Origin of the sequence: Sphaerisporangium flaviroseum, assembly GCF_039537005.1 — a bacterium.
Lineage (GTDB): Bacteria > Actinomycetota > Actinomycetes > Streptosporangiales > Streptosporangiaceae > Sphaerisporangium > Sphaerisporangium flaviroseum.
This window is the reverse complement of the sequence record NZ_BAAAZR010000043.1, coordinates 26,459-50,481: the sequence shown is the minus strand read 5'-3', so window position 1 is coordinate 50,481 and position 24,023 is coordinate 26,459. Positions and strand designations below refer to the sequence as shown.

The window sequence follows — 24,023 nt, the reverse complement described above, 5'->3', positions numbered from 1 at the left end:
GGGGTGTCCGTGGAGGTTCCAGACGACGCGCGAGAGCACGGGCAGGCAGCGCCGGCCGACCGGCCCGGCGAAGGCCGGCTGCGGGTCGCCCTCCTGTCGTACCGGAGCAAGCCCACCTGCGGCGGCCAGGGCGTCTACCTGCGCCACCTCAGCCGCGAGCTCGTCGCACTCGGGCACTACGTCGAGGTCCTCTCCGGCCCGCCGTATCCGGAGCTCGACGAGGGCGTCGTGCTGACCAAGGTGCCGAGCCTCGACCTCTACCGCGACGAGGACCCCTTCCGCACCCCGGGCCTCGGCGAGTACCGCGACTGGATCGACGTCCTCGAGGTCGCCACGATGTGGACGGCCGGGTTCCCCGAGCCACTGACCTTCAGCCTGAGGGCGCTGCGCGAGCTGAAGAAGCGTCAGGGCGACTTCGACGTCGTGCAGGACAACCAGACCCTGGGCTACGGCCTGCTCGGCATCCAGAAGCTCTTTCCGGTCGTCGGCACCATCCACCACCCGATCAGCGTGGACCGGCGCATCGAGCTGAAGGCGGCGCCGCTGCGCAAGCAGCTCTCCATGCGACGCTGGTACGGCTTCGTACGCATGCAGAGCCACGTCGCGCCCCGGCTGAAGCCGATCCTGACGGTGAGCGAGTCGAGCCTGGCCGACATCCACCGCGACTTCAACGTGCCGCAGAACAACATGCGGCTCATCCCGCTGGGCGTCGACACCCGCTACTTCCACCCGCGCCCGCACCTTCCGAAGCGCAAGGGCTCGATCGTCGCCGTGGCCAGCGCCGACTCCCCCATGAAGGGGGTCGCCACCCTGCTTCGCGCGGTCGCCAAGCTCGCCACCGAACGCGACGTGAACCTGACCGTGGTGAGCAAGCCGACCGCCGGCGGCCCCACCGAGAAGCTCGTCCAGGAACTGGCCCTCGGAGACCGTGTGAGGTTCGTCCACGGCATCTCCGACGACGAGCTGGGCGAGCTCATCGCCACGTCCGAGATCTCCGTCGTACCGTCGCTGTACGAGGGCTTCTCGCTCCCCGCCGTCGAGCACATGGCCTGCGCGACCCCGCTGGTCGCCAGTCGTACGGGCGCGCTGCCCGAGGTCGTCGGCGACGCGGCCGTCCAGGTGGCGCCGGGCGACCCCGAGGAGCTGGCCGCGGTGCTGCGCCGGCTGCACGACTCCCCCGAGGAGCGGGAGCGCGTCGGCAGGGCCGGATACCAGCGGGCGATGGAGCGGTACACCTGGCACGTCGTCGCCAAGCGGACCGTCGAGGCGTACCGCGAGGCCATCGAGGCCCGCGGTAAGGCGAAAGGGGAGCGGTAAGTGCTGACCGTCGACTTCGGGAAGCTTCCGGTCGGACCCGGTGTCCGCGTGCTCGATCTGGGCTGTGGCGGTGGCCGCCACGCCTTCGAGGTGCTGCGGCGCGGCGCCGACGTGGTGGCGTTCGACCAGGACGCGGCGGAGCTTTCGAGCGTCGCGAGCATGTTCGCCGCCATGGACAAGGCAGGCGAGGTGCCGCCTGAGGCGACCGCCGAGACCGTGACCGGTGACGCGCTCGCCATGCCCTTCCCTGACGCCTCGTTCGACCGGGTGATCGCCGCCGAGGTGCTGGAGCACATCCCCGACGACATGGCGGCGATGCGCGAGATCCACCGGGTGCTCAAGCCTGGCGGCCTCGCGGCGATCACCGTCCCGAGCTTCCTGCCCGAGCGCATCTGCTGGGCGCTGTCCGAGGCGTACCACACCGCCCCCGGCGGGCACGTGCGGATCTACACGCTCGCGGAGCTGACCGCCAAGCTCAAGGCGACCGGCCTGGAGGTCGGCCCGCACCACCACGCCCACGGCCTGCACTCCCCCTACTGGTGGATCAAGTGCGCGGTCGGCGTGAACGACGACGACCACCCGCTGGCCAAGGCCTACCACGAGCTGCTCGTCTGGGACATCATGAAGCGGCCCGCGGCCACCCGCCTCGCCGAGGCCGTGCTGAACCCTCTTATCGGAAAGAGCGTGGTCGTCTACGTCCGGAAGCCCGCTTGACCGCCCGTGCCGGCCGGGCGGCCGTCCCGGCCGTACCCGGGGTGATCACAGCGGAGCAGATCGTCGAGACGGCGCGGAGCATCGCCGCCGTACAGGAGAGCGACGGCGGGGTGCCGTGGCCCGAGGGGCACGTCGACGCCTGGAACCACGTCGAGTGCCTGATGGCCATGTCCGTCGCCGGGCTGACCGCCGAGGCGCGCAAGGGCTACGACTGGCTCGCGCGGCAGCAGCGGGACGACGGCTCGTGGCCGATGAAGGTCGTGCGCGGCGAGGCCACCGAGCGGAACGGCGAGAGCAACCACGCCGCGTACGTCGCCGTGGGCGTGTGGCACGAGCTTCTGGTCACCGGTGACGAGGATTTCGTCCACAAGATGTGGCCCGTCGTCAGGAAGGCGCTCGACTTCGTCGTCGACCTGCAGACCGCTCGCGGGGAGATCGTGTGGGAGCGCTCGGCCTCGGGTCTGCCCGCCGAGTACGCCCTGCTGACCTGCTGCTCCTCGATCTACCAGGGGCTTCGCTGCGGCGTGCTGCTCGGCGAGCACCTGGGTGAGCGGCAGCCCGACTGGGAACTGGCCGCCGACCGGCTCGGGCACGTGCTCTCCGCCCATCCCGAGGCGTTCGCCGACAAGAGCCGGTTCTCGATGGACTGGTACTACCCGATCCTCGGTGGCGCGCTGCGCGGGGCCGGGGCACGGGAGCGGCTGGAAGAGGAGTGGGACACCTTCGTCGTCCCCGGGCTCGGCATCCGCTGCGTCTCCGACCAGCCGTGGGTGACGGGCGCGGAGTCCTGCGAGCTGGCCCTGGCCTTGGACGCGATCGGCGACTCGGAACGCGCGCTGACCGTCTACCGCGACATGCAGCACCTGCGGCACCAGGACGGCTCGTACTGGACCGGCTGGCAGTTCGTCAACGAGGCGTGGTTTCCCAACGAGCAGTCGGCCTACACCGCCGCCGCCGTCATCCTGGCGGCCGACGCCCTCTCCGGCGCCACCCCGGCGGCGGGCCTGTTCCGCGAAGCCGGTCGCTACGCCATCCCCGTCACCGACCCCGACACCTGCGGCTGCTCCCAAACCTCCAGCCGAACCTGAGCCCCCTCCTGCCTCCGCCTGGAAATCCTCCTCGCCTTCGTACTGGGAGAGGCCTTCGCCTCCGTACTGGGAGAGGCCTTCGCCTCCACCTGGAAACGGTCCTCGCCTTCGGCCCGGGCTGTACCTCCAGGGCCTGACGGCCCCCTACGCTTGCGCCTATCCTCGTCGTATTTTCTGCTCACTTACTCGTCATGCGTTGGCACGGCGGCCGCAACCGGCATTGCCGAAGGCGAGGACCACTTACCGGATCGGTGATGTCGTACCTCGCCCATAGTCTCGTCCTTGGAACCGCACACGTGAGAAGGACGGACCGATGAGCACCCTGCACGACACCCTGAAGACGCACGTCAGCAACGGATCGGTGCCGGGAGCGGTCGGCCTGGTGGCTCGCGGCGACCAGGTCGAGGTGCAGGTCGTCGGCTCCGCCGACGTCGAGGGCACCTCCCCACTGGCCAGGGATTCGATCTTCCGCATCGCTTCGATCACCAAACCCATCGTCGCCGCGGCGGTGATGATGCTGGTCGAGGACGGCCAGATCGCGCTGGACGACCCTGTCGAGCGATGGCTGCCCGAGTTGGCGTCACGCAGCGTCGTCCGTACGCCGGCCAGTCCGGTCGACGACGTGGTCCCGGCCGCCAGGCCGATCACCGTGACCGACCTGCTCACCTTCCGCGCGGGGTACGGGTTCCCGTCCGACTTCTCGCTGCCGGCGATCGGCCCCTTGTTCAGTGAGCTGAAGCAGGGACCGCCGAGGCCGCAACTCGTCGCGGCGCCGGACGAGTGGATGGCGGTGCTGTCCAACATCCCGCTGCTGCACCAGCCGGGCGATGTCTGGCTGTACAACACCTGCTCCGACATCCAGGGCGTTCTGATCGCCAGGGTCTCGGGCCGTCCGTTGCCCGAGTTCCTGGCCGAGCGGCTGTTCGAGCCGCTCGGCATGGCCGACACCGGGTTCGAGGTGCCGGCCGGCAAGCTCGGCCGGCTCACCAGTCTCTACCAGGTCGATCCGGCGGGCGGTCTGAAACTGGCCGACGCCCCTGACGGGCAGTGGAGCAGCACACCGGCGTTCCCGTCCGGCGCCGGCGGGCTGGTGTCGACCGCCGACGACTGGCACTCCTTCGCCCGGATGCTGCTCGCCGAGGGGACCGTCGACGGCCGCCGGCTGCTGTCGCCCGCGTCGGTGCGGCGGACGACCACCGACCATCTGACCCCGTCCCAGCGTGATGCCTCAAGGTTGTTCCTGGAGGGCCAGGGCTGGGGTTTCGGCGGCTCGGTCGACGTCGAGCCCGTCGATCCCTGGAACGTGCGGGGACGTTACGGGTGGGTCGGCGGCACCGGAACGGCGGCGCACATCACCCCGTCCACCGGCACGGTGACCATCCTGCTCAGCCAGGTGGAGATGACCGGGCCGACCCCGCCCGCCCTGATGCGCGACTTCTGGCAGTACGCGGCCGGAGCCTGAAGCCCTGGAGGCCGGAGCGGCCTGTCACCCCCCGACGCGATCAAGTTCCTCGACCGCGTCGGCAGGCAGGTCGAGACCCGCGGCGGCGACGTTCTCGCGCGGCGGCCCCCACACTCCGGGCGGTGCCGGAGGCCGGCTATCCGGCGGCGGGGTCGACGCGTTCGAGGATGCGGAGGGAGCCCTCGGTGCTGATCTCCTTGAAGTCTCCGGAGGCCAGGGCGCGCTGGTAGACGCGGAAAGGCGCCTGGCCGCCCTTGGAGGGGTCGGCGTAGATGTCGTGGAAGACCAGGGCGCCGCCCGGCATGACGTGCGGGGCCCATCCGTCGTAGTCCTTGGTGACGGGCTCCTCGGAGTGACCTCCGTCGATGAAGAGCATCGCCAGAGGGGTCTTCCAGTAACGGGCGACCGTCTCCGACCGTCCGACGATCGCGATCACCTCCTCCTCCAGCCCGGCCGACGCGATGGCCGCGCGGAAGAACGGCAGGGAGTCCATCTTGCCGAAGCGCGGGTCCATCAAAGTGGGGTCGTGGTGGGCCCAGCCTGGCTGGATCTCCTCGGAGCCCCGGTGGTGGTCCACGGTGAACACCACGGACCCGACCTCACGTGCGGCGGCTCCCAGGTAGATCGCCGACTTGCCGCAGTAGGTGCCGATCTCGCAGATGGGGCCGAGCGAGCCGTACACATATGCGGTGTCGAACAGGGCGGCCCCCTCGTTCGACGGCATGAAGCCCTTCGCGCGCTCGGCCGCGTGACGTAGGTCCGCCGGCAAAGACACATGAGTCATGATTTTTCCCTTGTGTACGGCAATGCTGGAGCACCCTACCCATCAACGCGCCCAACGTGTGAAGCATGCCCCCTTTCTTGATCGAACTGAGCCGAACAATATTCCAACCCACCCTTGCCGCACCTGGTGGAACGTGTTCTACTTTGCAGCGTGAACCAGCGTGCTCGCATAGTGATGTCCGATGACGAGGTGACGGCGTTCCTGAAGGAGTCTCGCAAGCTCCAATTGGGCACGATCAACCCCGATGGGACACCGCATATGGTGACGATGTTCTACGGCCTCATCGACGGCCAGATCGCTTTCTGGACGTACGGTAAGGCGCAGAAGACGCGGAACCTGGAGCGCGATCCTCGGGTGACGTGCCTGGTCGAGGGCGGCGACGACTACTTCGAGCTCCGCGGTGTCCTCCTGTACGGCACCGCACACCTGGTCGACGAGCCGAAAGAGATCCTCGACATCGGCATGAACATCACCAAGCGGATGACGGGAACCTCCGAGGCCGAGGCCACGAACGAGCTCCGCGGGTACGTCGAGCAAACCGGCCGCAAGCGCGTCGCCTACATCGTGGAGCCGACACGAGTGGTCTCCTGGGACCACCGGAAGCTCTCGGCCCCCGCTTCGGCCTAGTCTCGCTCTAGCCGTACACACGCGAGGAGGGCTCCGATGAGAATCAAGGTCGATTACGACGTATGTGAGGCCAACGCCGTCTGCATGGGCCTGGCGCCCGAGGTCTTCGAAGTGGACGACGACGACAACCTGAACGTCCTGCTTCCCGAGCCACCCCCGGAGATGCTCGACCGCGTGCGCCACGCGGTCCGCTCCTGCCCCAAAGCCGCGCTCTCCCTCCAAGGAGAGTAGTCGCCCCTCAAGGAGGTCCCCTAATGCGAGCCGCGCTCCTGCACGCCGTCGGCGACGACAAGCTCGACATCCGCGACGACTTCACCCTCACCCCGGTGGGTCCGACGGACGTCCGTGTGAAGATCAAGGCGACGGGTGTATGCCACTCGGACCTGTCGGTGCTGTCGGGGGTGCTTCCCATGCCCCTGCCGGTGATCCCCGGGCACGAGGGCGCGGGCGAGGTCGTCGAGGTCGGTGACCACGTCACCACGATCCAGCCGGGCGACCACGTCATCCTCAACTGGACGCCGGCCTGCGGCAGCTGCCCCAACTGCATCGTCGGCCAGCCGTTCCTGTGCATGACCTACGTCATGGAGAGCTTCACGCTGGCGCGGTTCAGGTACGGCGGCGAGACCCCCGCGTTCGGCATGGCCGGCTGCGGCACCTGGGCCGAGGAGATCGTGGTCCCCTGGCAGGGCGCGATCAAGGTGGACCCCGAGGTGCCGTTCGAGATCGCGGCCCTGATCGGCTGCGGCATCACCACTGGCGTCGGCGCGGCGATCAACACCGCGAAGGTCAGGCCCGGCTCCACCGTGGCCGTGATCGGCTGTGGTGGCGTGGGCCTGTCGGTCATCCAGGGCGCCCGGGTGTCCGGTGCCACGACCATCCTGGCGGTCGACCCGCTGGAGTCCAAGCACGCGCTGGCCAAGCAGGTCGGCGCCACGGACGCCTGCACGCCCGACCAGCTCATGGAGGCCATCGGCTCGCTGACGGGCGGCCAGGGGTTCGACTACGGCTTCGAGGTGGTCGGCAAGTCGGCGTCCATCATGTCGGCGTGGCAGGCCACCCGCCGCGGCGGGGACGTCATCGTGGTCGGCGCAGGCGCCATGGACGACATGGTGCCCCTGTCGGCGTTCAGCCTGCTGTTCGAGGGCAAGAACCTGCTCAGCTCCCTCTACGGCGGAAGCGACGTGCGTCGCGACTTCCCGTTCTTCGCCAACCTGTGGAAGGCCGGCAAGCTCGACCTGGAGAGCATGATCAGCTCTCGTATCAAGCTCGGCGACCTGAACGACGCCGTCGCGGCCCTGCGGGGCGGCGAGGTGCTGCGCCAGGTCGTCATGTTCGACTGACCCCCGTCGATGCTGCCGAGACGTCCCCCGACCCTGATGGGCGGGGGACGTCTCATTGATCGAGGTGGGTCATGAGGTCGACGCGCTGGACGCGAGCAGCCTTTCGGGCTCTTGCGGCGTGGGATCCGTCCACCTGCCGCCGAAGCTCAGGCGTTTCAGCACCCCCGCGGCGTCGCACAGGCGGAACCAGCCCTTGGCCGCCCGCCGTGCCACCGCATTGTCCGAGATCATGAAATCGGTTAACCGGAGCGCCGTCCGTACGGCCTGGAAGCCGTAGTCCGCCATCTGCTTCTCGTACGCGCCGACCGCGTCCAGCAGGGATCGCTCACCCCGGTGGACCGCCGTGAGGTGGCTCGACAGCAGCGCCGCGTCGCGCAGCGCGACGTTCGCGCCCATCCCCATGGCCGGGGTCATGTTGTGGATCGAGTCTCCGATCAGCGTGACCGCCGAGGCGGGCCACGAGGGGACGGGCGTCGCGGTCTTGAACGGCATGAGCAGGAGGCTCTCGGGGTCCGAATCGGCCACCATCCTGCGCAGGCTGGGATGCCATCCTTCGATCATGGTGCCGAGCAGCCCTTTCAGGCCCTGGCCGTCGAGGGTCGCGGCGTGCCCGGGATAGGCCCGCCGGTGCGCGATGAACGCGAACAGGACGTAGTCCTCCAACTCGTCGGCGAGGGACCGAAGGTCGAGGCCGGACGCGGCCAGATCGCCGCCTTCCAGGGACTCAGACGCGTGCTGCATGCCCGTGAAGGAGGCGGTGAACATCGCGCACCCCTTCTGCGGCAGGATCAGGTTCAGGCCGTTCGTGAGATGTCCTGGCAGCCGGTTCCGGGTCTCCGGGGTGAGGGGCAACCGCCCGCCGATCGCCACCGCGTCCGTCTCGACGCGCCTGGCGTGGGGCAGGTACTGCCGCCGGACGGTGGAGTTGGCGCCGTCCGCGCCCACCAGCAGGTCGCCGGTGGCCGAGGTGCCGTCGGAGAAGAACGCCGTGACGCGCCCGTCGGGCCGCGTCTCGTAGCGTTCGAAGACCTTGCCGAACCGGACGACCTCCTCCATGCCGGTCAGGAGCAGCTTGCGCAACACCAAGCGGTCGGCCGCGTAGTGACGGTCGGCCGGAGCGGTGGCTCCCCCGTTCATGAGGCTCTCGTCGACGAATACCAGCTTGTCCAGCTGCTCGGTCTGGAAGCGGAACCCCGGCCCGGGGTCGCCGGCCGTGGCCACGAACGCCTGCCACAACGGGCGGGGAAGGCACTGCGACAGCGACCGGCTGCCCATCTGGTTGACGTGGATGCGGTATCCCTGCAGCCACGCGCCGGCGTCGGCGCCGCGCTCGTAGACCTGGACGGGGACGCCGTCACGGTGCAGCGCCTGCGCCAGGCACATGCCGCCGATGCCGCCGCCTACGACGATGACTTCAGGACTCTTCGCGAACATGTCGGTCCTCCTGGTCCGCCGAGGTCTCCGCGCCGTCACGCGGCGGTGTGGGCAGCTCCTTGAGGAGCCTTTCGTGCCAGGCCACCTCGGTCTCCAGGCGCATGGAAGTGTGGTCGAACCCCAAGGACTCCACCGGGGTCAGGTAGGGAGCGGACATCTCCCTCAGCCGGCGCCATCGTTCGAGCTCGGCGCTCAGGGCCAGCAACCGGTCCTCGATGGCGCTGCGCAGCTGGTGCGGGGGCATGTCCTCGCCGACCTGGAGGGCCAGGTCGACGGGGTCGGGCGCGAGGCGGGTGTTCCGCAGGGTGGCGTCCCGGAGGGCCTCCAGCTCCAGGCGGCCGTCTTCGGTGATCTGGTAGATCGTGCGCGCAGGGAGGTTCCCCTCCTGCTCCGTACGAACCTCCTCGATCAGGCCCTCGTCGGCCATGCGGCGCAGTGCTCCATAAAGGGATCCGACCTTGACGTCGGACCAGAGCTCGGTGCGGTCGGTCTGGGCGTTGTGCCGGATCTGATGCCCATGCATGGGCCCGTGCCTGGCCAACGCTCCGAGAATGAACAATCGAGTACCACTCATGCGAGTACTCAAACACGAGTACTGTGGTGTAGTCAAGTGAGAGTACTCGTATAGGAGTAGTCGAGTGGAGAGTCTGCCGGTCCTCCGGTCTCGCCGTGCCGACGCCGGTACGGCAGGACGAACGACCGAACGGGCAGCGACCAGACCTCAGCGAGCATGAACCTGAAGAGTGATCGGCCAGAACAGGCCCCGACTCACCCACCCACCCCAGGTTGCTCACCGCACACGACACCGAGCTCACCGCCCAGCCACCCCGCCGCATCGGCGCCAAGTTCATCGAACCGTCAAACAGCAGTGCGGACTTCCCCATCCCGCCGCACACGGTTCCGACACCCCCCTCCCCGCCGCACCGGCGCCGGTATGGCGGGACGAACGATCGGACAGGCAGAGACCAGACCTGCCCATCAGCGAGCATGAACCTGAAGAAAGATCGGCAAGAACAGGCCCCGACTCACCCACCCACCCCGGGTTGCTCACCACACACGGCGCCGAGTTCACCGCGCAGCCACCCCGCCGCATCGGCGCCAAGTTCATCGAACCGTCAGACAGCAGTATCGAACCGTCAAACAGCAGTGCGGACTTCCCCACCCCGCCGCATCGGCGCCAAGTTCATCGAACCCGTCGGACAGCGGTGCCGCACTCTGTAAGGCCAACGTGACCTTCTCCATCTCTGCCGAATGACTAACACCCGGCCCAAGCAACGATCAGTAAGCCAGCGCAGGTCACAGCGGCGATCAGCGCCGGCCCTGGGTGATGCTTGCCACGCGCGACGTCGACGGACGCCCGCGCGGGATCGATCCCGGTGACCGTGATCCCGCGCTCGGCGAGCAGCAGCGCGAACACGCCTGTACCGCACCCGATGTCCAGCACGGACCGCGCGCCGAACTCCTCCGCCATCGCGAGATACGCGTCGAGATCGCTGCGGTCCGGATCGAGCGCGTCGTAGATGGCGGCGAGGCGCGGATGCCCGAAAGTCGCGTCAACCATGGAGGCGAACGTAGGTGGCCCCGAGCCCGCGCGGCCACCGCCACTCCGCATCGGATGGTTCATGGCGACGTATCACCCGACCATGATCCACTACTCAAGATTGATCGAAGACACGCCCTGGGCCGATCACAACTGTGAACCCGGCGCCAACGTACGGCGGGAAACCCGGGGAGGGTGGGCGAGTCGGGGCCCATTCTCGCCGACCACTCCACGGCATTCATGCCCGCCGGAAAACACTTCGCGCCGGAAGTCATGTGTGGCGGCGCCGATGCGGTGGGAAGCCACACGGTGAACCCGGCGCCGCCGTACGGCGAGAAACCTGGGGAGGGCGGGCGAGCCGGGGCCCACGCTCGCCGACCATTCTCCCAATCGATTCTTGCCGTCCCGCCCAGGCGACCCTTGCCGTCTTTGCCAGGCGACTCTGCCCTCTTCCCAGGCGACCCGCGGCGCCACCCGACCAAGACGCCGAAACACGCGGCGCCACCCGACCAAAGACGGGTGGCGCCGTCGCCCCGGCGAGAAGCCGCAGGAGGAATCGCTACTCCTGGGACAGACCCGCTAGAACCGGTGCTAAAACTCCGCAGGAGGGATCGTCACTCCGAGGAGAAGGCCGCGTCGAAGGAGGCGGTGGGGGGTGTGATGGCGTTGAGGGCCTTGACGAAGGTGAGGGCCTCGGGGGCGCCGGAGAGGCGGTCCATGCCGGCGTCCTCCCACTCGATGGAGATGGGACCGTCGTACCCGATGGAGTTCAGGGCGCGGAAGCAGTCCTCCCACGGCACGTCTCCCCTTCCGGTGGAGACGAAGTCCCAGCCGCGGCGCATGTCCGCCCAGGGCAGGTGGGAGGACAGCCGGCCCCGGCGCCCGTCGCCCGACCGCACCTTCGCGTCCTTGCAGTCGACGTGGTAGACCCGGTCGGCGAAGTCCAGGATGAACCCCACCGGGTCGAGCTCCTGCCAGACCATGTGCGAGGGGTCCCAGTTCAGCCCGAAGGCCGGCCGGTGCCCGATGGCTTCGAGCGTCCGCACGGTGGTGTGGTAGTCGTAGGCGATCTCGCTCGGGTGCACCTCGTGGGCGAACCGCACTCCGACCTCATCGAAGACGTCCAGGATCGGGTTCCACCTGTCGGCGAAGTCCTGGTAGCCCGCGTCGATCATGGAAGGGGACACCGGCGGGAACATCGCCACGGTGTGCCAGATCGACGAGCCGGTGAACCCGACGACCGTCCGAACGCCCAGCGCGGCCGCCGCACGGGCGGTGTCCTTCATCTCCTCGGCGGCGCGGCGGCGCACCTCCTCGGGGTCACCTGACCCCCAGATGCGGGCCGGCAGGATCCCCTTGTGACGCTCGTCGATCGGGCTGTCGCAGACGGCCTGCCCGACGAGGTGGTTGGAGATCGTCCAGACCTTGAGCCCGTGCTTGTCCAGGATCTCCAGCTTGCGGGGGATGTAGGACTCGTCCGACAGCGCCTTGTCGACCTCGAAGTGGTCGCCCCAGCAGGCGATCTCCAGGCCGTCGTACCCCCACTCTCCGGCCAGGCGGCACACCTCCTCGAACGGAAGGTCGGCCCACTGGCCGGTGAACAAGGTGATCGGTCGCGTCATGTCCGCTCTCCTTCGATGCTCTCAAGTGCTTGCGGGTATCGCTTGCGGAGCCGGACCCCGGGCTGCCGGGGGCCCGGCTCCAGGAAATGCTCACCGCGGGATCGGCGTCCAGCGGCTCTCGTTGGCCGCGCTCTCCTCGACGGCCGCGAGCACCCGCTGCACCCGCAGCCCGTCGGCGAACGAAGGGGACGGGTCGCTGCCCGTGCCGATCGCCTCCAGGAAGTCCTTCACCTCGTGGCTGAACGTGTGCTCGTACCCGAGCCCGTGCCCGGGCGGCCACCAGGCGCCGGCGTAAGGATGCCCCGCCTCGGTGACGAGGATGCGCCGGAACCCGGCCTCCTCGGCCGCAAGAGTGTGGTCGTGGAACCACAACTCGTTCATCGACTCGAAGTCGAACGCCAGGCTGCCCCGCGAACCGTTGATCTCGATGCGCATGGCGTTCTTGCGCCCGGTGGCGAAGCGGGTCGCCTCGAACGACGCCACCGCCCCTCCGGAGAGCCGCCCGACGAACAGCGCCGCGTCGTCGACGGTGACCGTGCCCGTGGAACCCGCACCCGCCGCGCCCGCGGCCAGCCCTGCGGACTCCTCCGCCAGCGGCCGGTCGCCGATGAAGGTCTCGGTGATGCCCGACACCCCGGTCAGCGTCTGACCGGTGACGAACTGGGTGGTGTCCACGATGTGCGAGCCGATGTCGCCGAGCGCGCCCGACCCGGCCTTGTCCTTCTGGAGCCGCCAGACCAGGGGGAAGTCCGGATCGGCGATCCAGTCCTGGAGGTACTGCGCGCGGACGTGGCGCAGTTCCCCCAGCCGTCCTTCGGCCACCATCTGCCGTGCGAGCGCGATGGCCGGGACCCGCCGGTAGTTGAACGCCACCATGCTCCGCACGCCACGCGCGGCCGCCCGCTCCGCCGCCGCCACCATGGCCTCGGCTTCGGCGACGGTGTTGGCCAGGGGCTTCTCGCACAACACGTGCTTGCCCGCGTCCAGCGCGGCGATCGCGATCTCGGCGTGTGAGTCACCAGGCGTGCAGATGTCGACGATGTCCACATCGTCCCGCTTGATGAGGTCCTTCCAGTCGGTCTCCACCGCCGCCCAGCCGAGGTCGGCGGCGGCGGCGGACGTACGGTCCTTGGATCTGCCCGAGAGCACCGCCATGACCGGCGCGACCGGCAGGTCGAAGAACGCGCCGACGCTGCGCCACGCCTGGGAGTGGACGCGCCCCATGAACGCGTACCCGACCATGCCGACCCCGAGCGCCGGCCTGTTGTCACTCACGAAATAACCCCCGATTTAGGATTCGAAGCCCAGCGGCAGGTACTTCTGGGCGTTCTCCTTGGTGATGGTCTCCGACGCCAGCGTGATCGACTGCGGCACCTGGTTCTCGACGAGGTCGCTGAGACCCTTGCCCTGGGCGATGAGCCGGGCGAGCTTGATCGCGGACGAGGCCATGGTGGGGCTGTAGGTCACCGTGGCCTTCAGCACGCCGCTGTCGGCCTGGATGTCACGCATGGCGTTGGCCGATCCGGCGCCGCCGACCATGAAGAACTCGTTGCGGTTCGCCTCCTTGATCGCCGCGAGCACACCGATGCCCTGGTCGTCGTCGTGGTTCCAGATGGCGTCGATCTTCTTGTGCGCCTGGAGCAGGTTGCTGGCCACCTGCGTGCCCGACTCGACGGTGAACTTGGCGTCCTGCTTGGCGGTCACGGTGAAGCCGTAGGTCTTCAGGGCGTCGGCGAAGCCCTTGCTGCGGTCCTGGGTGAGGGGCAGCGTCGCGATGCCCTGGATCTCCAGGATCACCGGGTTGGTGACGCCCTTGTCCTTCAAGGTCTTGCCGATGTAGGTTCCCGCGGCCACGCCCATACCGTAGTTGTCGCCACCGATCCAGGTCCGGTACGACAGCTTGTCGGGGAAGACTCGGTCGAGGTTGATGACCGGGATGCCCGCGTCCATGGCCTTACGGGCGACCTGGTTGAGCTGCTCGCCGTCGTTCGGGAGGATCACCAGGGCGCTGACCTTGGCGGCGATCAGCGACTCGACCGCGGAGATCTGCTGGTTGATGTCGTTGGTCGGCTCCACCGGCTTGAACTCGACGTCGGAGAACTGCTTGGCCTGGGCCTCGGCGTTCTTGGCGATGGCCGCGATCCAGCCGTGGTCGGCGGCGGGGGCGGAGAAGCCGATGACGACCTTGGTACCCGGCTGGTCGTTGCCCGAGGCGGCCGTGGCGGGCTGCGGGGCGGCGGCGCTGGGGGCTGCCGCGGGCTCGTTGCTGGTGCAGGCGCTCACGAGGGCCCCTGCGCCCACGACGGCTCCGCTGACGAGGAACCCTCGCCGGCCGACGTTCTTTTCCATGATGACTTTCTCCTTTTAGTACGGGGGTTACGGCGAGCCTCTGTGCGGGGCCTTCCGGATTCCGCGGCCACGGGCCTCACGGCACGGCCGACCGGACCGCGGAGGAGCCGCGGCCCTGCGGGCGTGCGTCGAGCCCTGGGCACGCGGTCCCAGGCGTGGCCCTACGTTCGCGATTCCAGGCTGCGCCGCTGCAGGAGGACGGCGATGACGATGATCAGGCCCTTGGCGACCAGCTGGTCACTGGTGTTGAGGCCGTTGAGGATGAACAGGTTGGTGATGACCGTGAAGATCAGCAGCCCGAGGATCGAGCCGATGATGGTCCCCCGGCCACCGGTGAGGAGGGTTCCCCCGATGATGACCGCGGCGATCGCGTCGAGTTCGTACAGATCGCCGTGGGTGCTGGAGCCCGTGGTGGTACGGGCCATGATGATCACTGCGGCGATGCCGCAGCACAGGCCGGAGAGCGCGTACAGCATCATCGTGTGACGCCGCACGTTGATTCCGGCGAGCCGGGCGGCCTCCGGGTTGCCGCCCACCGCGTAGGTGCGCCGCCCGAAGGTCGTGCGGTTGAGCACGAGCCATCCGACGGCGACCACCAGCGCGAAGATGTAGACGAGCAGCGGCAGGCCGAACAGCCGTGTGGTGGACAGATCCACGATGGCGCTGTTGTCCGGCTGGATGAGCTGGGTCCTGCGGTCGGACATGCGCTGCGCGAGGCCACGCGCCGCGACCAGCATGGCCAGCGTGGCGATGAACGGCACCATCCTCCCGTAGGAGATCAGGAAGCCGCTGACCAGCCCCGCGCCCGTGCCGACCAGGATGGCGCAGATGGCCATCACGACCGGTCCGTACGCCTGGGTGGCCAGTGTCGTCGCCCACACCGACGCCAGCGCCATGGTGGCGCCCACCGAGAGGTCGATGCCCCCGCCGATGATGACGAAGGTCATGCCGACGGTGATGACGCCGATCGTCGCGGCCAGGGCGAGGATGCTCACCATGTTCGACGAGGTGGCGAAGTTCTCCGGGGTGGTCACCAGTCCGACCACGGCCAGCAGGATCAGCGCCACCACGAGGCCGAGGTGGCGCGCCTGACCCACCCTGCCGAGCATGCCCGGCCTGGCGGGCTGGGCGGCTTGCGCCTGGTCCTCCACACGGGTGTGCTCGTCGGCGGGTGGCTGCGTGCTATGGGCGGTGCCGCCCTCCGACGCCTGTGCGTCCGTCACAGCGCGCTCCCTTCCATGATCATGTCTAGAACGCGTGATTCGTCGAGGTCGCGTGCGTCCGACTCGTGGATGACCTTGCCTTCGCGCAGGACGAGAACCCGGTCGGCGAGGCCGAGGACCTCGGGGACCTCGCTGGACACCAGCAGCACGCCGACGCCCTCGTCCGCGAGCCGCCGGATGACCGCGTAAAGCTCGGCACGGGCGCCGACGTCGACACCCCGGGTCGGCTCGTCGAGAAGCAGCAGCTTGCGGTCCTCGACCAGCCATCGGGCGAACACGGCCTTCTGCTGGTTGCCGCCCGAGAGGGTCCTCACCGGGCGCCGGGGGTCGGGCGGCCGGATGTCGAGCGTCTCGGCGAGGCGTACCGCCATGGCGTTCTCCTCCCTGCGGTCGACCCAGCCGAACCGGGAGTACTTGGTGAGCCCGGCGATCGTGATGTTGCGCGCGACCGATTCGTTCATCAGCAGGGCCTGCGACTTGCGCTCTTCGGGCGCGAGTCCCATGCCGAGCTGTACGGCCTTGGTCGTGCTGCCGGGAGGCACCGGCTTGCCTGCCAGCACCACTTGACCGGAGGAGGCCCGGCGTGCGCCGAAGACCGTCTCGACGATCTCCGACCGTCCCGAGCCGACCAGCCCGGCCAGCCCCACGATCTCGCCCTCCCTGACCGTCAGCGAGACGTCCGCGAAGCGGCCGGGCAGCGTGAGGCCGGTGACCTTCAGCACCTCTGGGCGGTCGTCGTGAGATCCGGGCTCGGGGCGAGTCGGGAAGACGTACTCCACGTCCCGGCCCGTCATCAGCGACACGACCGTGGAGGTCGGCGTCTCGCGGGCGGGAAGCCCGACTGCGGCCGTCCTTCCGTCCTTGAGCACGGTGACCCGGTCGCCGATCTCGCGGATCTCCTCCAGCCGGTGCGAGATGTAGACGACCGCGACCCCCTGCGCCGTCAGGTCCCTGATGACCCGGAAGAGGTTCGCCACCTCGTCGTGCGCGAGGGCGGCCGACGGCTCGTCCATGACGATGAGGCGGGTCTGGTGGGACAGCGCCCGCGCCATGCTGACGATCTGCTTCCCGGCCGCGGAGAGCCGGCCCACCTCGGTCGCGGCACGCATCTCGCCGTGACCGAGACGGCTCAGCAGCTGCGAGGCCGCCTTGTTCATCTCGCCGCGACGGGTGAAGCCGAACGACGCCTGCTCGTGGCCGAGAAAGATGTTCTCCGCGACCGACAGCCCGTCGACCAGGTCGAGCTCCTGGTAGATGGTGGAGATGCCCGACTTGATGGCCGCGATGGGGCTCGCGAACCGCACCGGCTCGCCGCCGAAGGTCACGGTGCCCTCGTCGGGCTGGTGGGCGCCGGCGAGGATCTTGATGAGGGTCGACTTGCCCGCGCCGTTCTGCCCGAGCAGGCAGTGGACCTCACCGGCACGGACGTCCAGGTCGACGCCGTCCAGGGCCCGTACGCCGGGGAACTGCTTGACGATCCCACGCATGACCAGCAGGTCACTCACGAGGGCCTCCAGACGTCGTTCCATATAGGGGAGAAAGCTCTGCAAGAGGGAGAAGCTCGATCACTGGCATCGGTTTCCTGAGGAGCGTTTCCGCGATAGGGACGGGAGCGGTTCGGACGACAGGTTCGCGGAGGCGGACCGGGGCCGGGTGGCGGGACAGGCGGTTCACGAGGCGGAGAAGACGTGGTCGCTGATCAGACGCGCGCCGCCGATGACGCCGGCGGTGTCTCCCAGCTCGGAGAGCACGATGGGCAGGTTGCCGGTCGCCAGCGGCAGCGATCGGCGGTAGACCACACTCCTGATCTCCGCCAGCAGTACGTGGCCGAGGCTGGCCACGCCTCCTGCGATGATCACCAGACCCGGGTTGAAGAAGCTCACCAGCCCGGCGAGCACCTGTCCCATCTGGCGGCCGCCGTCCCGGATCAGGTGCAGGGCCGCGGCGTCACCGAAGGTCGCGGCGGCGGCGACGTCCTGGGCCGTCAGCGCTCCGGCGAGGGTCAGGCGCTCGGCGAGGTGCGGCGACCGAGGTGCGATCCTGACCGCCTCCCTGGCGAGGGCCGCTCCGCCGAAGTAGGCCTCCAGGCATCCGGTGTTACCGCAGGTGCACGTCGGCCCCTGGTCGTCGACCCGGATGTGGCCGATGTCCCCGGCGCTGCCCGACACCCCGCGGTAGATCCGGCCGTCGACGACGATGCCGCAGCCGATGCCGGTGCCGATCTTGACGAGCAGGAAGTCGTCGACCTGCTTGGCCAGGCCGGCGTGCAGCTCGCCCAGGGCCATGAGGTTCACGTCGTTGTCGACCATGGCCGGGCAGCCGAGCTTCTGGCTGATGGCCTCCCTGACGGGGTAGCGGTCCCAGCCGGGCATGATCGGGGGTGCCACGGGGACGCCCTCGCGGAAGCTGACCGGCCCTGGAACGCCGACGCCGGCGCCGTGAAGCTGGGTGAACAGCCCCTCGTCGCGCAGCTTGTCAAGAAGGCCGGTCGCCCTGTCCAGTACCGCCGCCGGCCCCTCGCGAACATCCGAGGCCTCCGCCAGGTGGCCGAGGACCTCCAGCTCGCCGTTGGTGACCGCGACGTCCACAGAGGTCGCGCCCACGTCGATGCCGGCGAACCTGAGATGGGACGACAGCCGCACCATCCCCGACCGCCTGCCCCCGCGGGAGGCGGCGAGCCCGGCCTGTTCGACCAGGTCCATCTCGATGAGACGGTCCAGCTCCAGGTTGAGCTTGGACCGGGAGAGCTCCACCACGTCGCCGAGTTCCGCGCGCGACCGGTTGCCGTCCCGCAGCAGGCGAAGCAGGGTCGCCTGGTGGACGTTCTCAGGCCGGACGGGCATTCGGTTCACAGGTCCTCCGTGGCGGAGTGATTGAGCAGAAGGTAAACCACTTACGGTCGGCCTGTGAAGCCATTTTCACGGCATTTTTCGTAACTTCTGTCGTTATAAACGAAAGCCTCTTGACCGGAGTCACGGATCACGGTGTCGTCGCGGCCCCCTCCGGATGCCCCCCGCACCGAGGTCAGCGAGCGAGAAGCGGGCGGGTCCCGTGATCGCGATGCTAAAGAGGCTTATGCCGAGGGTCAAGCAAAAGTAAGACATCATGCGGCATAATGACGGCGGCGAGCGATACAACTCGCTGTGACGCCGGCGAAGGGAGCCGTGTTGACTCGCGACGTGCTGGGCGAACCCAGCGAGCCGGGCGGGCCGGTCGTCGGCGCGGGCGCGCTGCTGTCGATCCTCAGGGACGGCCAGGCCCGCACGCGCGCGGAGCTGGTACAGCTCACCGGCCTCGCGCGCTCCACGGTGTCGCAGCGGCTCGACGCCCTGCTCCACAACCGGCTGATCGTGCCCGCGGACGACGCCATCTCCTCAGGCGGGCGACCGGCCACCGCGTTCACCTTCAACAGCGGGGCCCGCATCGTGCTCGCCGCCGACCTCGGCGCCACCCACGCCCGCGTCGCCGTCACCGACCTCGGTACGGCGGTGCTGGCCGAGCGCACGGCGGACCTGCCGATAGACCGGGGCCCGGAGTCGACGCTGAACTGGCTGGTCGACACACTTACGGGGCTGCTCACCGACACCGGCCTGGAGCTCGACCAGGTCTGTGGCGTGGGCATCGGCCTTCCGGGGCCCGTCGAGCACTCCTCCGGACGGCCGGTCAACCCGCCCATAATGCCGGGATGGGACGGCTTCCCCGTGCCCGAATGGCTGGGCTCACGGCTGGGCGCGCCGGTCCTCGTCGACAACGACGTGAACATCATGGCCCTCGGCGAGCACTGGGCCGCGGAACCCGCGGCCGGCCACCTCATCTTCGTCAAGATCGGCACCGGCATCGGCTGCGGCATCATCTCCGAGGACCGGCTCCACCGGGGCGCCCAGGGCGCCGCGGGGGACATCGGCCACATCAGAGTCGCCTCGGCCGCCGACGTGATCTGCCGCTGCGGCAACATCGGCTGCCTGGAGGCGATCGCCAGCGGCTCCGCGCTGGCCGCCCAGCTGCGCGGGGTGGGCATGGAGGCCCACGGCAGCCGTGACGTGATCAAGCTCGTACGCGCGGGCAACATCAAGGCGGTGCAGCTCATCAGGCAGGCCGGTCGCGAGATCGGCTACGTGCTCGCCTCCATCGTCAACTTCTTCAACCCGTCGGTGATCGTCATCGGCGGGGACATCGCCGAGGCGGGCGAGCACGTCCTGGCCGGGGTGCGCGAGGTGATCTACAGCCGCTCGCTGCCCCTGGCCACCCAGCACCTGAGCATCCGGGCCAGCCAGCTCGGCGACCGGGCGGGCGTCATCGGCGCGGCGGTGATGGTCATCGAGCACGTGCTCGCCCCCGACGCCGTCGACCAGACCATGGCCGGGTGAGACGGGGGCGAGGACCGAAGCACGTCCGCCCTGCCGGAAGGCCCGCCGATCGCCGTCAGAAGGCGGACGCCGGAACGACGGGCCGTGTCGCTGTCACAACATCGCCTTCATGGAGGCGCTCGCCTGCTCGCCGAGAGTGGTCGGCTGCAAGTAAGGCTGCTCGGTGAGGATGGCGTCCCAGTTGTCGCGGATCGACTCCATGCTGAGGTCGTCGGTCCGCCAGCCCGGGCCTTCGGCGACGAACACGCGGGCGATGCGCCCGGCGCCGACGCTGAAGACCTCGCCGCTGGTCTCGCAGCTCTCGTGGGCGAGGAAGGCGACCAGCGGGCTCACCCGGTCGGAGGTGAACTTGTCCTCGAACTCGGCGGGAAGCAGCGCCTCGGTCATCCGCGTCCAGGCGATCGGCGCGATGGCGTTGGCCTTGATCCCCGCACGGGCGCCCTCGATGCCGAGGGTCTTGGTCAGGCCCACCAGCCCCATCTTCGCGGTGGAGTAGTTGGCCTGCCCGAAGCTGCCGAACAGGCCCGAGGGCGAGGAGGTGTTGACGATGCGGCCGTACCGCTGCTCCTTCATGTGCGGGAACGCGGCCCGGCTGACCAGGAACGACCCTCGCACGTGCACGGCCAGCACGGCGTCGAACTCCTCGACGGTCATCTTGCCGAAGGACTTGTCGCGCAGGATGCCCGCGTTGTTGATGACGATGTCGACCCGGCCGAACGTGTCACGGGCGGTCTGGATGATCGCCTCGGCGCCCTCGGGCGTCGCGACGTTGTCGGCGTTGGCGACCGCCTCGCCCCCGTTCTTGGCGATCAGCTCGACGACCTCGGCCGCCGGCCCCGTGGACGCGCCGGTGCCGTCGAGCGCCCCGCCGAGGTCGTTGACGACCACCTTCGCGCCGCGCTCGGCGAGCAGGAGCGCGTGCGACCGGCCGAGCCCGTGCCCGGCGCCGGTGACGACCGCGACCTTCCCGTCGAACCTGAGTTCAGACATGCCGCCCACCCTTCGAGGAGAACAAGATTCTAGTGATCACACAATAGCTTGCGCCGCCCGCCGCACCCAGAGGCGATGGCGGGCACGGCGTGTGACGTTGCGGATAGTGATCAGAAGGGTCAAATTCTGCTATAGTTTCTGCCTCGCATGGGCGTGGGTCAGCGTCGACCCCTATTTCTGTACGGCCCCGCCCGATATTCGGGCTGGAGGCCTCGCATGCCCGCACAGCCGCCTCTCCGTGTGATCCAGTGGGCCACGGGCGCCGTCGGCAGCTACGCCCTGCGCAGCGTCATCACCCGTCCGGAGTTCGAGCTCTCCGGCGTGCTCGTATACGACCCCGACAAGGTCGGGCTGGACGCCGGAGCGCTGGTGGGCCTGCCCGAGGTCGGTGTCGCTTGTGTCGACGACGTCGACCGCATCCTCGCCACCGAAGCCGACTGTGTGCTGCACATGCCGCTCCCCGCGGCCTACTTCGGCGGCGACTACGCCGCCGACCTCCAGACGGTCTGCGCGCTGCTGGCCTCGGGCAAGAACGTCATCACCACCACGGGGTTCATCTACCCGCAGGTGTACGGGCCCGGAGTGGTCGAGCGCCTGGAGGCGGCATGCCGCGAAGGCGGCACCTCCGTCTACGGCACCGGGATCAACCCCGGGTTCATGAGCGACCTGCTGCCCCTCACCCTGACCGGGCTGTCCACCCGGCTCGACCAGATCTATGTCCGCGAGTCGTCCGACTTCCTCGGCCACCCGTCGCGGCAGATCGTCATGGATCTGATCGGGTTCGGCCGCGCCCCGAAGGACTACGCCGTGGCCATCCGCCCCTTCAGGAGCGTCCAGCGGGCGCTCTTCTCCGAGAGCGTCCAGCTCGTCGCCAGCGCGCTCGAGGTGAGGCTCGACGAGGTCGAGGAGACCGACGAGTACGAGCTGACGACCGAGGAGTTCGAGATCACCGCGGGCGTCATCCGCCCCGGCACGGTCTGCGCCTCCCGGTGGATCTTCTCCGGGCTCATCAAGGGGCGGCCGTTCATGACCGTGGAGTGCGTCTACAAGGCGGACGCCGCCAAGGTGCGAAGGTGGCCCAAGCCGGGGTTCGCCATCCACATCGAGGGCCGCCCGCAGATGATGATCACCATCGACGAGGTGTCCCACGGGCTGGCGGGCGCCGCCGCGCACGCGGTCAACTCCATCGCCTCGGTGTGCGCGGCCCCGTCGGGCATCCGCACCCTGCTCGACCTTCCCCTGGCCACCGGCCGGGGCGCCATCCGCCTCGCCTGACCGCCGCGAGACTCGCGATCAGGAGAGGTGCTGGACGATCTCCGCGACCCGGGCCTTCTGCGTGGCGGCGATCTTCCGGGCGAGCTCAACGGTCCCGCGGTCCTTGCCCTCGTCGCGCGCCTTCTCGGCGAGTTCGACGCCGTAGCCGGTGTGCCGGGCGAGCGTCGTCAGCCAGAGCCGGTCGAACGCCGGGCCCGACCTGCCCTTGAGCAGGAGGAGCTGGGCCGGCGACAGCATTCCCGGCATCTGGTGCTTGGGGGGGTTGTTCGCGTCCGGCACCGCGAACTCCCACGCTTTGAGCGAGCCCACCATCACGTCGATCTGGGCGGCCTCCTCTTTGATGATCTTGTCCGCCAGGCTCTTCACGTACTGGTCCTGGCCACGGCCGGGGACGAGCCGCGCCATCGTGATCGACTGCCGGTAGTGCATGATCATCTCCCGCGAGAACAGGACGTCCGTCAGGTTGTACGGGACGTTGGCGGTGGCCGCCACCGAGACCGCGCGGTTCGGGACCGAGGCACAACCGGACAGCCCCGCGGACGCCAGCACGGCGGCGAGTGCCATGGCCGGAATGCCCAACGTCCTGCCCATCGGCTGCCCCTTCCCCACGACGGCACCTGGCGCGAGATGCCGGGAGCACGAAGGCGATCCGTGCCCTGTTCGTACCGAGATACGTGCATCTCGCCAGAAGTGTTCAGACGTGGAGGTGAAGCAGCGGCTCCAGGGTTCGTGCGGGGATGGAGCCGGATCGGGGATGCGGTCGTAGCCGGCTCAGGGGTGCGGGGTGAAGCGCCCGAACCGGCCCTGGTGGTAGAGGAGGGGGCGGCCCCCCACGTCGATCCTGGTGCCGGTTACCAGGCCGACCACCAGGATGTGATCACCGATCTCGACGGTGGAGTGCGGTGCGCAGATCAGGTGGGCCGACACCCCCTCCAGCAGGGGAACCCCCTCGGGCCCTGGCCTCCACCTGGTCGGCTCGGCGAAGCGGTCGGCCCCCTTGCGCGCGAACCGCGCCGCGAGCTCGGCCTGGTCACCGGCGAGGACGTTCACCGCGAAGCCGTCTGCCTGGCGCAGCCACGGCCAGGTCGTGGACGACTGGTCGACGTAGAACGACACGAGAGGCGGGTCGAGGCTGACGGAGGAGAAGGAGGTCGCGGTCAGGCCGACGGGCACTCCCTCGGTCCGGGCCGTCACCACGACCACCCCGGCGGCGTGCACGGCCAGCGCCCGGCGGAAGGCCTCGCTGTCGACGGCCCGGTCAGAAAGGGTCCTGGTCATGCCGCCGCACCTTCCCTCAGCACGATCTGGGGAACCACCCGGTCCGCCCATCGTCCCAGCACCTCGTCTAGAACGGCGATCTCGGATTCGAGCAGCGCCAGCCCGGGGGTGGGCACGGTCGCGCCGAGCTCCACCAGCAACGGCCGCAGGTGGGTCTCGACCGCCAGCGCGTGGCGCGGATCCCCCATCACCAGGATGGGGAGCGCGGTGGTCCCGGCCAGCGCCTGGGACGGGAGCCGGTCGAGGAAGACCTTCAGCAGTCCGGTGTAGGTGCCCTTGTACGTGGGGCCGGCCACCAGCAGGACCCGGGCGCCCGCGACGAGCTCGAGCGCCTCCCCGACCTCGGACGGCGGCCGGGGGTGCAGCAGGACCGGGGCCAGCCCGGCCAGGTCCACGACCTCTCGCCTTCCCATGTAACCGAGCCGCCCGGCCACCAGATCGGCCGCGTGCTCCGCCGCCGCCCGCGTGCGTGACCCTTCGCGCGGATTGCCCACCAACGTCACGAAACTCATTTGTCGCCCACCACTCGTCTTCTCCCGGTCTGCGGTGGCACCGGCCGCGTCGAGCCGATGCGAGAAGTGCTCGGAGATCGCCTTGTTCTCAGCTCATGCGG

23 protein-coding genes are annotated in these 24,023 nt (G+C 69.2%); 9 read left to right on the top strand and 14 right to left on the bottom strand.

Annotated elements, in window-relative coordinates; genetic code table 11:
• The first annotated feature begins 78 nt into the window (after positions 1–78).
• The 4 genes from ABD810_RS35085 (at position 79) to ABD810_RS35070 (ending at position 4,581) form a co-directional block, all read left to right on the top strand.
• Positions 79–1,317 (top strand): glycosyltransferase family 4 protein, encoded by a 1,239-nt coding sequence (locus ABD810_RS35085; RefSeq protein WP_344951661.1) that lies wholly within the window; start codon positions 79–81, stop codon positions 1,315–1,317.
• On the top strand, positions 1,318–2,031 hold the full coding sequence (locus ABD810_RS35080) for a class I SAM-dependent methyltransferase (RefSeq protein WP_344951025.1): 714 nt from the start codon (positions 1,318–1,320) through the stop codon (positions 2,029–2,031).
• Positions 2,028–3,119 carry a prenyltransferase/squalene oxidase repeat-containing protein gene (locus tag ABD810_RS35075; RefSeq protein ID WP_344951022.1) on the top strand — a complete coding sequence of 364 codons (1,092 nt, stop codon included), beginning with the start codon at positions 2,028–2,030 and terminating at the stop codon, positions 3,117–3,119. The genes ABD810_RS35080 and ABD810_RS35075 overlap by 4 nt, the downstream gene beginning before the upstream one ends.
• 313 nt (positions 3,120–3,432) lie before the next feature.
• On the top strand, positions 3,433–4,581 hold the full coding sequence (locus ABD810_RS35070; protein WP_344951020.1) for a serine hydrolase domain-containing protein: 1,149 nt from the start codon (positions 3,433–3,435) through the stop codon (positions 4,579–4,581).
• Between the two features lie 136 nt (positions 4,582–4,717).
• Here ABD810_RS35070 and ABD810_RS35065 read toward each other — a convergent pair whose 3' ends face one another.
• The gene (locus ABD810_RS35065; protein ID WP_344951017.1) at positions 4,718–5,365 is read right to left on the bottom strand and encodes a class I SAM-dependent methyltransferase; all 648 of its coding nucleotides are present in this window, start codon (positions 5,363–5,365) and stop codon (positions 4,718–4,720) included.
• Positions 5,366–5,539: 174 nt separating this feature from the next.
• Here ABD810_RS35065 and ABD810_RS35060 point away from each other — a divergent pair, with 174 nt between their 5' ends.
• Genes ABD810_RS35060 through ABD810_RS35050 form a run of 3 tightly spaced genes read left to right on the top strand, consistent with a single transcriptional unit; the run spans position 5,540 to position 7,332 of the window.
• Complete coding sequence (locus ABD810_RS35060; protein WP_344951014.1) at positions 5,540–5,992, top strand: pyridoxamine 5'-phosphate oxidase family protein; 453 nt, start codon at positions 5,540–5,542, stop codon at positions 5,990–5,992.
• Between the two features lie 36 nt (positions 5,993–6,028).
• Positions 6,029–6,223 (top strand): ferredoxin, encoded by a 195-nt coding sequence (locus tag ABD810_RS35055; protein ID WP_344951011.1) that lies wholly within the window; start codon positions 6,029–6,031, stop codon positions 6,221–6,223.
• Between the two features lie 23 nt (positions 6,224–6,246).
• Positions 6,247–7,332, top strand: coding sequence for a Zn-dependent alcohol dehydrogenase (locus ABD810_RS35050; RefSeq protein ID WP_344951008.1), 1,086 nt, complete (start codon positions 6,247–6,249; stop codon positions 7,330–7,332).
• A gap of 69 nt (positions 7,333–7,401) precedes the next feature.
• Here ABD810_RS35050 and ABD810_RS35045 read toward each other — a convergent pair whose 3' ends face one another.
• The 9 genes from ABD810_RS35045 to ABD810_RS35005 all read right to left on the bottom strand — a co-directional run bounded on the left by ABD810_RS35045 (position 7,402) and on the right by ABD810_RS35005 (position 18,343).
• A complete protein-coding gene (locus ABD810_RS35045; protein ID WP_344951006.1) occupies positions 7,402–8,766 on the bottom strand; it encodes an FAD-dependent oxidoreductase in 1,365 nt (454 codons plus the stop codon).
• Positions 8,747–9,340 (bottom strand): PadR family transcriptional regulator, encoded by a 594-nt coding sequence (locus tag ABD810_RS35040; RefSeq protein ID WP_344951004.1) that lies wholly within the window; start codon positions 9,338–9,340, stop codon positions 8,747–8,749. The genes ABD810_RS35045 and ABD810_RS35040 overlap by 20 nt, the downstream gene beginning before the upstream one ends.
• A gap of 681 nt (positions 9,341–10,021) precedes the next feature.
• Positions 10,022–10,327 (bottom strand): class I SAM-dependent methyltransferase, encoded by a 306-nt coding sequence (locus ABD810_RS35035; protein ID WP_344951001.1) that lies wholly within the window; start codon positions 10,325–10,327, stop codon positions 10,022–10,024.
• Between the two features lie 593 nt (positions 10,328–10,920).
• On the bottom strand, positions 10,921–11,928 hold the full coding sequence (locus tag ABD810_RS35030) for a sugar phosphate isomerase/epimerase family protein (protein ID WP_344950998.1): 1,008 nt from the start codon (positions 11,926–11,928) through the stop codon (positions 10,921–10,923).
• Positions 11,929–12,018: 90 nt separating this feature from the next.
• Positions 12,019–13,203, bottom strand: coding sequence for a Gfo/Idh/MocA family protein (locus ABD810_RS35025; RefSeq protein WP_344950995.1), 1,185 nt, complete (start codon positions 13,201–13,203; stop codon positions 12,019–12,021).
• A 15-nt stretch (positions 13,204–13,218) separates the two neighbouring features.
• On the bottom strand, positions 13,219–14,277 hold the full coding sequence (locus tag ABD810_RS35020; RefSeq protein WP_344950991.1) for an ABC transporter substrate-binding protein: 1,059 nt from the start codon (positions 14,275–14,277) through the stop codon (positions 13,219–13,221).
• A 161-nt stretch (positions 14,278–14,438) separates the two neighbouring features.
• Positions 14,439–15,500, bottom strand: coding sequence for an ABC transporter permease (locus ABD810_RS35015; RefSeq protein WP_344950987.1), 1,062 nt, complete (start codon positions 15,498–15,500; stop codon positions 14,439–14,441).
• Positions 15,497–17,005 carry a sugar ABC transporter ATP-binding protein gene (locus ABD810_RS35010; RefSeq protein WP_344950984.1) on the bottom strand — a complete coding sequence of 503 codons (1,509 nt, stop codon included), beginning with the start codon at positions 17,003–17,005 and terminating at the stop codon, positions 15,497–15,499. Before ABD810_RS35010 ends, ABD810_RS35015 begins: the two co-directional genes overlap by 4 nt.
• Before the next feature lie 165 nt (positions 17,006–17,170).
• On the bottom strand, positions 17,171–18,343 hold the full coding sequence (locus ABD810_RS35005; protein ID WP_344951658.1) for an ROK family protein: 1,173 nt from the start codon (positions 18,341–18,343) through the stop codon (positions 17,171–17,173).
• A 324-nt stretch (positions 18,344–18,667) separates the two neighbouring features.
• On the opposite strand from ABD810_RS35005, the gene ABD810_RS35000 reads away from it, so the two are divergent.
• Positions 18,668–19,867, top strand: a complete 1,200-nt coding sequence (locus ABD810_RS35000) for an ROK family transcriptional regulator (RefSeq protein WP_344950980.1) — start codon at positions 18,668–18,670, stop codon at positions 19,865–19,867.
• Positions 19,868–19,960: 93 nt separating this feature from the next.
• Here the strand turns inward: ABD810_RS35000 and ABD810_RS34995 are convergent, their stop codons facing one another.
• Positions 19,961–20,857 carry an SDR family oxidoreductase gene (locus tag ABD810_RS34995; RefSeq protein WP_344950977.1) on the bottom strand — a complete coding sequence of 299 codons (897 nt, stop codon included), beginning with the start codon at positions 20,855–20,857 and terminating at the stop codon, positions 19,961–19,963.
• A gap of 216 nt (positions 20,858–21,073) precedes the next feature.
• On the opposite strand from ABD810_RS34995, the gene ABD810_RS34990 reads away from it, so the two are divergent.
• Entirely contained in the window at positions 21,074–22,132 is a 1,059-nt protein-coding gene (locus ABD810_RS34990; RefSeq protein WP_344950974.1) for an NAD(P)H-dependent amine dehydrogenase family protein, read from the top strand.
• Positions 22,133–22,150: 18 nt separating this feature from the next.
• Here the strand turns inward: ABD810_RS34990 and ABD810_RS34985 are convergent, their stop codons facing one another.
• From ABD810_RS34985 to ABD810_RS34975, 3 genes are all read right to left on the bottom strand, one after another.
• Positions 22,151–22,723, bottom strand: a complete 573-nt coding sequence (locus ABD810_RS34985) for a DUF305 domain-containing protein (protein ID WP_344950971.1) — start codon at positions 22,721–22,723, stop codon at positions 22,151–22,153.
• 180 nt (positions 22,724–22,903) lie between these two features.
• Positions 22,904–23,410 carry a flavin reductase family protein gene (locus ABD810_RS34980; RefSeq protein ID WP_344950968.1) on the bottom strand — a complete coding sequence of 169 codons (507 nt, stop codon included), beginning with the start codon at positions 23,408–23,410 and terminating at the stop codon, positions 22,904–22,906.
• Positions 23,407–23,922, bottom strand: a complete 516-nt coding sequence (locus tag ABD810_RS34975) for an NADPH-dependent FMN reductase (protein ID WP_344950965.1) — start codon at positions 23,920–23,922, stop codon at positions 23,407–23,409. Before ABD810_RS34975 ends, ABD810_RS34980 begins: the two co-directional genes overlap by 4 nt.
• Positions 23,923–24,023 lie beyond the last annotated feature (101 nt).

Coding starts and splice junctions, on each gene's coding strand:
- ABD810_RS35070 (WP_344951020.1), top strand. CDS start 3,433: ATGAGCACCCTGCACGACACCCTGAAGACGCACGTCAGCAACGGATCG.
- ABD810_RS35065 (WP_344951017.1), bottom strand. CDS start 5,365: ATGACTCATGTGTCTTTGCCGGCGGACCTACGTCACGCGGCCGAGCGC.
- ABD810_RS35060 (WP_344951014.1), top strand. CDS start 5,540: ATGTCCGATGACGAGGTGACGGCGTTCCTGAAGGAGTCTCGCAAGCTC.
- ABD810_RS35055 (WP_344951011.1), top strand. CDS start 6,029: ATGAGAATCAAGGTCGATTACGACGTATGTGAGGCCAACGCCGTCTGC.
- ABD810_RS35050 (WP_344951008.1), top strand. CDS start 6,247: ATGCGAGCCGCGCTCCTGCACGCCGTCGGCGACGACAAGCTCGACATC.
- ABD810_RS35045 (WP_344951006.1), bottom strand. CDS start 8,766: ATGTTCGCGAAGAGTCCTGAAGTCATCGTCGTAGGCGGCGGCATCGGC.
- ABD810_RS35040 (WP_344951004.1), bottom strand. CDS start 9,340: ATGAGTGGTACTCGATTGTTCATTCTCGGAGCGTTGGCCAGGCACGGG.
- ABD810_RS35035 (WP_344951001.1), bottom strand. CDS start 10,327: ATGGTTGACGCGACTTTCGGGCATCCGCGCCTCGCCGCCATCTACGAC.
- ABD810_RS35030 (WP_344950998.1), bottom strand. CDS start 11,928: ATGACGCGACCGATCACCTTGTTCACCGGCCAGTGGGCCGACCTTCCG.
- ABD810_RS35020 (WP_344950991.1), bottom strand. CDS start 14,277: ATGGAAAAGAACGTCGGCCGGCGAGGGTTCCTCGTCAGCGGAGCCGTC.
- ABD810_RS35005 (WP_344951658.1), bottom strand. CDS start 18,343: ATGCCCGTCCGGCCTGAGAACGTCCACCAGGCGACCCTGCTTCGCCTG.
- ABD810_RS34995 (WP_344950977.1), bottom strand. CDS start 20,857: ATGTCTGAACTCAGGTTCGACGGGAAGGTCGCGGTCGTCACCGGCGCC.
- ABD810_RS34990 (WP_344950974.1), top strand. CDS start 21,074: ATGCCCGCACAGCCGCCTCTCCGTGTGATCCAGTGGGCCACGGGCGCC.
- ABD810_RS34985 (WP_344950971.1), bottom strand. CDS start 22,723: ATGGGCAGGACGTTGGGCATTCCGGCCATGGCACTCGCCGCCGTGCTG.
- ABD810_RS34980 (WP_344950968.1), bottom strand. CDS start 23,410: ATGACCAGGACCCTTTCTGACCGGGCCGTCGACAGCGAGGCCTTCCGC.
- ABD810_RS34975 (WP_344950965.1), bottom strand. CDS start 23,922: ATGAGTTTCGTGACGTTGGTGGGCAATCCGCGCGAAGGGTCACGCACG.